At 63.2% G+C, this 6,977-nt stretch carries 7 protein-coding genes and 1 pseudogene; 1 reads left to right on the top strand and 7 read right to left on the bottom strand.

The features are described 5' to 3' along the window. The coding region (locus EOC93_RS31775) for a beta-ketoacyl-ACP synthase (RefSeq protein ID WP_127206591.1) at positions 1-1,093 on the bottom strand (1,093 nt) is incomplete at its 3' end. Positions 1,094-1,140: 47 nt separating this feature from the next. Further along, positions 1,141-1,719 (bottom strand): TetR/AcrR family transcriptional regulator, encoded by a 579-nt coding sequence (locus EOC93_RS31780; protein ID WP_127206592.1) that lies wholly within the window; start codon positions 1,717-1,719, stop codon positions 1,141-1,143. A gap of 202 nt (positions 1,720-1,921) precedes the next feature. Here EOC93_RS31780 and EOC93_RS31785 point away from each other — a divergent pair, with 202 nt between their 5' ends. Beyond that, positions 1,922-2,380 (top strand): nuclear transport factor 2 family protein, encoded by a 459-nt coding sequence (locus EOC93_RS31785; RefSeq protein ID WP_127206593.1) that lies wholly within the window; start codon positions 1,922-1,924, stop codon positions 2,378-2,380. Between the two features lie 115 nt (positions 2,381-2,495). Here EOC93_RS31785 and EOC93_RS31790 read toward each other — a convergent pair whose 3' ends face one another. From EOC93_RS31790 to EOC93_RS31815, 5 genes and pseudogenes are all read right to left on the bottom strand, one after another. Continuing rightward, complete coding sequence (locus EOC93_RS31790; protein WP_127206594.1) at positions 2,496-3,734, bottom strand: MFS transporter; 1,239 nt, start codon at positions 3,732-3,734, stop codon at positions 2,496-2,498. A gap of 270 nt (positions 3,735-4,004) precedes the next feature. After that, complete coding sequence (locus tag EOC93_RS31800; protein ID WP_095485124.1) at positions 4,005-4,466, bottom strand: MucR family transcriptional regulator; 462 nt, start codon at positions 4,464-4,466, stop codon at positions 4,005-4,007. A gap of 148 nt (positions 4,467-4,614) precedes the next feature. Then, on the bottom strand, positions 4,615-5,319 hold the full coding sequence (locus tag EOC93_RS31805; RefSeq protein ID WP_095484947.1) for an ROK family protein: 705 nt from the start codon (positions 5,317-5,319) through the stop codon (positions 4,615-4,617). Between the two features lie 17 nt (positions 5,320-5,336). Then, positions 5,337-6,713, bottom strand: a complete 1,377-nt coding sequence (zwf, locus tag EOC93_RS31810; RefSeq protein ID WP_095484948.1) for a glucose-6-phosphate dehydrogenase — start codon at positions 6,711-6,713, stop codon at positions 5,337-5,339. A gap of 16 nt (positions 6,714-6,729) precedes the next feature. Continuing rightward, positions 6,730-6,977 (bottom strand): annotated as a pseudogene (locus EOC93_RS31815) (6-phosphogluconate dehydrogenase (decarboxylating)); the annotation flags it as partial.

Here is a 6,977-nt window from a genome sequence, read left to right on the forward strand (position 1 = left end):
GCGCCAGGATTGCGAAGATGCCTCCAAGCCCGCCGGCGGCTCCGAGCAGGTGTCCGGTCGCCGATTTGGTTGCGCTGACAGCTATGCTGGAATCTGCGCCGAAGATTCTTTTGATCGCCTCGATTTCCCCGAGATCACCGACTGGCGTGGAGGTCGCGTGCGCATTGAGATGAGATACCTCACGCGCCGAAATGCCGGCTTGGGCAATCGCGATCTCCATGGCTCGGCGCGCGCCGTCGCCGTCCTCGGGACCGGAGGTGACGTGATGAGCATCCGCCGTCGTGCCGTAGCCGACGAGCTCGGCGAGTGGTTTCGCGCCGCGCGCAAGCGCGTGGCTCAGTTCCTCGATAATCAGGATGCCGGCTCCTTCACCCATGACGAAGCCGTCCCGCGACGTGTCGAAGGGGCGCGAGGCTTGAGCCGGCGTCTCATTGAAGCCGGTGGAAAGAGAGCGTGCGGCAGCAAACCCACCGAGACTGACGATGTTCATGCATGCTTCCGTGCCGCCGCACACGGCGATATCGGCTTCATTGGCGCGGATAAGACGGGCCGCGTCGCCGATCGCCTGGATGCCGGCCGCGCACGCCGTCACCGGTGCGCCGAGTGGCCCCTTGAGACCATAGCGGATCGAGATGTGGCCTGCCGCGAGGTTAACCAGGAAGGACGGCACCGTAAAAGGCGAGAGACGGCGGACGCCGCGCCCGTCGACCGTGCGCACCGCCTCGGTTATGGCTGGGAACCCGCCGACCCCTGAAGCAATGATCGTTGCCGTGCGCAGGCGATCGGTTTCCAAGGCAGGCTTCCATTTCGCCTGCGCAAGCGCCTCTTCTGCCGCCGCCAGCGCAAAGAGAATGAACCGATCCACCTTGCGCCGATCTTTCGCAGCCAGGATGGCATCGGGATCGCAACCAGCGTCCGGATCTTCTTCCAAGGAGGGAACCACGCCGCCGATCTTCGCCGGCAGGTCTCCCACGACATCGTCCGAAAGCCTCCGGATACCCGAGCGACCGGCCAGGAGGCGCGACCAGGACGCTTCGACATTGGCAGCAAGGGGCGTGACCGCTCCCATGCCTGTAACAACAATGCGTCGCATCTGCTCTCCTATCAATTTGGGTGCGCCGCCAGCATTGCCTACGCCGTTCAAGCGGCGACTGCTTCGCGAACCTGATCGGTCGCCGCATCCAGAAAGGCCTGGGCGAGATCGGGGTCGTTGACGACCCGCGAAAGCAGCACCGCGCCGACCATTGTCGAGAGAATGGCCATGGCCTTGCCGCCGGCCTCCTCGCCGTCGGCCTCGCTAACCCAACTGCCGAGCATCTTAAGATATTCCCTGATCCCGGCCTCGAATGACGCCTTGACCTCGGCACCCTGTCTGGCGGCATCCGAGCCGAGCGCCACGACCGGGCAGCCGTCCATCTTTTCTCCGCGATGGCCCATGCTGAGGTAGAATGCGATCACCGCGCCGAGCGGATCCTCAGGCTTTGCCGCAGTCGCGGCCGACCATCGGTGAGTGGCGCTCTCCATCGCCCGCCTGGACGCCTGCGCCGCCAGGTCCTCCTTTGATGCGAACTGCTTGTAAAAGGCGCCTTGGGTCAGACCGGCTCCCTTCATAAGATCTTTAAGGCCGATGCCGTCAAAGCCGCGCTCCCGAAAAAGGCGGCTTGCCACATTGATCACGGTTTCACGGTTTTCCGCGGCCTGCATGCGACTCACGCGCATCATCATCTCCTTTTTTAGATTGCATTCGTAATCTATAATCCTTATAGAGGACGAACGCAATCTATTTCGAGATGAGGCGATGGGCATGAAAACGAGACCCGCCATTGTGCTGGCGGACGTGGCGGCGGTCAAAAATCACCGGACGGGAGCGCCACGCGGTGCCCTCGGTCACGCCACTGAATAAGTTTGGAGGAGAGGTCAAATGCTATACAGTTATTTTGTCGAGAAATCGATCCGACAGAGCTTCGACGACGTCAACAACCATCGCTGGAATGCGGCGGTGAAAGCACTCGTGCCGCGTGTCCATCACCGCGTTTCCGGTGCCCACGCGCTTGGTGGTGAGCGCCACGACAAAGAAGCCGTGCGCCGCTGGTTTGAGCGCCTCGGCCGCGTCCTGCCTAATCTCCATCTCACGGTCAACCACATCTGGGTGAAGGGCTGGCCGTGGCATACCACCGTGTTTGCCCAGTGGGACGGCACCGCAACGCTGCTCAACGGCGACGCGTCGTACGTCAACCGTGGTCTCCACGTGTTCACCCTGCGGTGGGGCAGGGTCTATGCACTCGAGGAATTTTACGATTCACAAGCAGCGGCCCGCGGTCTTGCCGCCCAAGCGGCAGCTGGCCTCGATGAAGCTGCCGCCGAACAAATTGTAAGTTAGCCAAAGCGCGATCGCTCAGCCATAGCATCGCCAGGCATGTCGCCGAGGGTGTGTCTCTGCCCGACCCGGCCTTCGAGATTGCCGCGGGCCAGCGCCCGGATCAGTGCGCTCTGGATCAGTTTCGCCCGTTGAGGTGGCGCACCTTGCGCAGCTGCGGGAACAGCACCGCCCACAACCCGGCGACAATGACTGCGCCGACGCCGCCAATCACCACCGCGGGCACGGTGCCGATCAACGCCGCCATGGTGCCTGCGCGGAATTCGCCGAGCTCGTTGGAGGCGCCAACGAAGACCTGGTTGACGGCGTTGACGCGACCGCGCACCTGGTCCGGCGTCCACAGCTGGATCAGCGTCTCTCTGATATAGACGCTGAACATGTCGGTGGCGCCGAGCAAGGCGAGTGCGGCGATCGATAGCCAGGTGATGGTGGAGAGGCCGAACACCACGGTAAAGGTGCCGAACAGCGCGACGAAGCCGAGCATCACCAGGCCGGCGTGGTTGCGGATCGGATGTCCGGCCAGCCAGATGGCAACGCAGATGGCGCCGATGCCCGGTGCCGAGCGCAACAGTCCGAGGCCCCACGGGCCGAGGTCGAGGATGTCGCGCGCGTAGACCGGCAGCAGTGCCGTGGCGCCGGACAAAAGCACGGCGAACAGGTCGAGCGAAATGGCGCCGAGCACGATCTTCTCGCTCCAGATATAGCCGAAGCCGGCAAACAGGGTCTGCATCGTCGGCTTGTCGGTCTCGCTGCGCTGGGCAGGCTTCGGGATGGTGAAGATCAACACCGCGGCGACAAACATCAGAACGGCAGCGGTGCCGTATGCCGCTTCGGCCGAAAGCCCGTAGAGCAGGCCGCCGGCGACGGGTCCAATGATGGTTGCCGTCTGCCAGGCTGACGAATTCCAGGCGATTGCGTTGCCAAAATCCTCTGGTGGCACGAGATTGGCGAACAGCGACGCTGCGGCCGGTCCGAAGAAGGCGCGCGCGATGCCGAACATGGCGAGCACGCCGAAGATCAAGCCCGGCCCGCTAAGGCCGCGCAGCGTCAGCAGCAGCAGAGCCAGCGCGCAGATCGCCTCCAGCAGGACCGTCAGCGCCATAATCAGACGGCGTCCGAAACGGTCGGCGACCACCCCGGTGACCAGCACCAGCAGCAGCGAAGGCAGGAACTGGACAATGCCGACAAGCCCGAGATCGAACGGATCACGGGTCAGGTCATACACCTGCCAGCCGACGGCGACGGATACGATCTGGGTGGCGAATGTGGAGAGGAAGCGCGCCGCCCAATAGCTCAGGAAGGGTTTGTGGCGGAAGGCGGCATAGCGCTGGTCGGGCGATGTTTGTTCGGCTGTCATTTGTGAATGGCCCCGGCGAGACTGTGTATCGGCCGGCGGGGCTTCCACAATGGGCGCTGGTCCGACCACAGCGCTTTTTAGCGCAGTTCGGTGCGGGGCGCGCGCAAAAATCGGCTCTGGATCAAGGGTTTCCAGGTGAGATTGGCGAAATACTTTTCGAAGGCGTCCTTCTCCCCGTCACTATACGGGGAGAAGTGCCCGGCAGGGCGATGAGGGGCAGCGCAAACCTGAAGCGATCAGGGAGATGTCCGCCGGGCTTCGAACGGCGTGTCAGACCGTGGCCTTGGGCTTCCTGGTCTTCTTGACGGGCGCCGGCGGGGCGGCCTTACGGCCGAGGCCGATTGCCTTCGCCAGTTGCGAGCGCGAGGCCGCATAGTTGGGGGCAACCATCGGATAGTCGGCCGGCAAGCCCCATTTGGCGCGGTAAGCGTCCGGTGTCAGCCCGAAATGAACACCGATATGGCGCTTCAGGGATTTGAACTTCTTGCCGTCCTCAAGGCAGACGATGTAGTCCGGCGTTACCGATTTCTTGGGGTTGACCGCGGGGATCAGCGGCGCTGCCACCGGAACGGCGGGTTGTCCGAGTCCACCTATCGACGCGCTGACGCTCGCGATGAGATCGCCGAGGCCGGAAGCGGGCAAGCGGTTCTTCTCGACGTAGGCGGACACGATGTGAGCGGTCAGCTCGAGAAGGTCGATGTCCTTGCGGGCCTTGTTGCTGTCGTCGGTCAATCTATTTTCTCCGTCCGTGGGGGTCATAGAGTTCCTAGTCGGCAAATCTGCGTAACGCAATGACGCCGAGCCACGTCGCACATTATTTTGAATAACAATACTAACGGCAGGGTCGGTTCAACAGGTCTGACCCTAAACCGCCATAATATCAGATAATCAGGGATTTGTCGCGCCACAGTCGAAACCCACCTTCGAAGGCGCGTGTGTTGTCGCCGCGCCTGCAACCGGCAGGCAACTCGTCGAGTTCGTCGACATTGCCGCCGCCGATGACCACATAGTCAGGCTGCATGGCGGCGCGAAGCCGCTCGATGACGTCGAAGACGTGCTTGCGCCATTTCTTCCTGCCGCGCTTCTCCAGGCCGCGTTCGCCGACATAGTCCTCGAAACTGCGGCCCTTCTTGTAAGGAAGATGCGCGAGCTCCATCGGCTGGGCGACGTTGTCTACGATCATCGCAGCACCCAGGCCCGTTCCCAGACCCAGGAACAGCATGCGCCCACCCTCGTAGCTGCCGACAGCCTGCATCAACGCGTCGTTGATCACCTTCACCGGCTTGCCGAACTGCGCTGCGAAGTCGCATCCGACCCAGCCCTTTCCGAGATTGGCCGGGTCGGTCAGCGGCCGGTTGTGATGCACCGGGCCGGGATAACCCATCGAGACGACGTCGTAGGGCAAGCCATCGGCGAGTGCCTGCACGGCCGCGATCATCTGCTGCGGCGTCAGCCCGGGTCCGGAATCGGCCTTGCGCTCCTCGCCGCCGGCGCTGGTAAGGATCTTGACATGGGAGCCGCCAATATCGATCGCAAGCACGATCTTTTCGCTGTCCTGTGCCGGCTTTTTCGCCACCTTGGCCATTGCGTCGCCTCTCCAATTCATTTCGCCGGATTGATCCAGCCGTTCGGCGGTCCAAACCCGGCCATCGCATCGGCAGGCCCCCATGTCCCCGGCTCATAAAGCGGGGGCGGCGTGGTGTCGCCAAGCACCGGGCCGACGATCCGCCAGGCAAGCTCGCTGGCGTCTTGGCGGGTGAACAACTGGCCGTTGCCGTTCATGGCATCGCCGATCAGGCGCTCATAGGGCGGCATGTCGTCCTTGCTGTCGTCGAGCGCGGTCAGCTCGACCTGCTCGCCGATCATGTCGTCACCGGCGGCCTTGCGCTGGGCGCCGATCGAGATCGCTACTTGCGGATCGATGCGGAAGCGCACGTGGTTGGCGTCGTCGGGCTTGATCGGGTCGAAGACGTCGAGCGGCGGCCGCTTCAGCCGCACGATTACCTCGGTGGCGTGCACCGGCATCGATTTGCCGGCGCGGATGAAGAAGGGCACGTCCTGCCAGCGCCATGTGTCGACGAAGAAACGCACCGCCGCGAAGGTCTCGACCGGCGAATTCGGCGCCACCCCGGGCTCCTGGAGATAGCCTTTGAATTGGCCGCGCACGACATCGTCTTTGGTCAGTGTCCGGATTGCCCGCAGAACCTGCACCTTCTCGTCGATCAGATCGTCAGCCGAGCGGCCAACGGGCGGTTCCATGGCGAGCAGCAACAGGATGTTGAGCAAATGGTTCTCGATGACGTCGCGGATGCAGCCGACCTCGTCGTAGAAGCGGCCGCGGCCTTCGACGCCGAAATCCTCGGCCATGGTGATCTGCACGCTTTCGACGAAATTGCGGTTCCAGATCGGCTCGAGAAAGGAATTGGCGAAGCGGAAATAGAGCAGGTTCTGGATCGCCTCCTTGCCGAGATAATGGTCGATGCGGAAGATCGACTGCTCATCGAATACCAGATGCAGCACCCGGTTCAGCCAGCGCGCCGATTGCAGATCGTGGCCGAAGGGCTTTTCCACCATCAGGCGCGCACCCTGGGCCGCACCCGACTGCTCCAGCCCCTGGATGACCGTCTCGAACATGGTCGGCGGAACCGCCAGATAGTGCAGGGGATGCTGCGCGGTCCCCAGCACGCTTTTCAGCTTCTCGAATGTCGCAGCGCCACGGTAGTCGCCGCTGACATAGCGAAGCAGCGAGGCGAGTTTCGCGAAGATTTTTTCGTCGACCTTGCCGGTCGCCTTGACGATGCCGTCGCGGGCTCGCGCCTGCAACTGCTGCAGGTCCCAGGCGTCGAAAGCGACGCCGATCACCGGCTCGGTGAGCGTTCCCTTGGCGACCATGGCGTAAAGTGCGGGGAAGATCTTCTTGTGGGCGAGATCGCCGGTTGCCCCGAAAAGCACCAGCGTATCGGACCGTTCCAGGCTCATGAGCGTGTCTCCCCCGTCACGAGCCGGCCTTCGGCTTTTCGACATGGCCGCCGAAAGCGTAACGCATGGCGGATAGCAGCTTGTCGGCGAACTCGGATTCGCCTTGCGAGGAGAAGCGGTCGAACAGGGCTGAGGACAGAACCGGCGCCGGCACGCCGGTGTCGATGGCCGCCTTCAGCGTCCAGCGGCCTTCGCCAGAATCCGAAACCCGGCCGCCGAACTGCGTCAGCCCCGAATCGGCCTTCAACACGCCCGCCGTCAGAT

Origin of the sequence: Mesorhizobium sp. M6A.T.Ce.TU.002.03.1.1 (assembly GCF_003997275.1) — a bacterium.
GTDB lineage: Bacteria > Pseudomonadota > Alphaproteobacteria > Rhizobiales > Rhizobiaceae > Mesorhizobium > Mesorhizobium mediterraneum.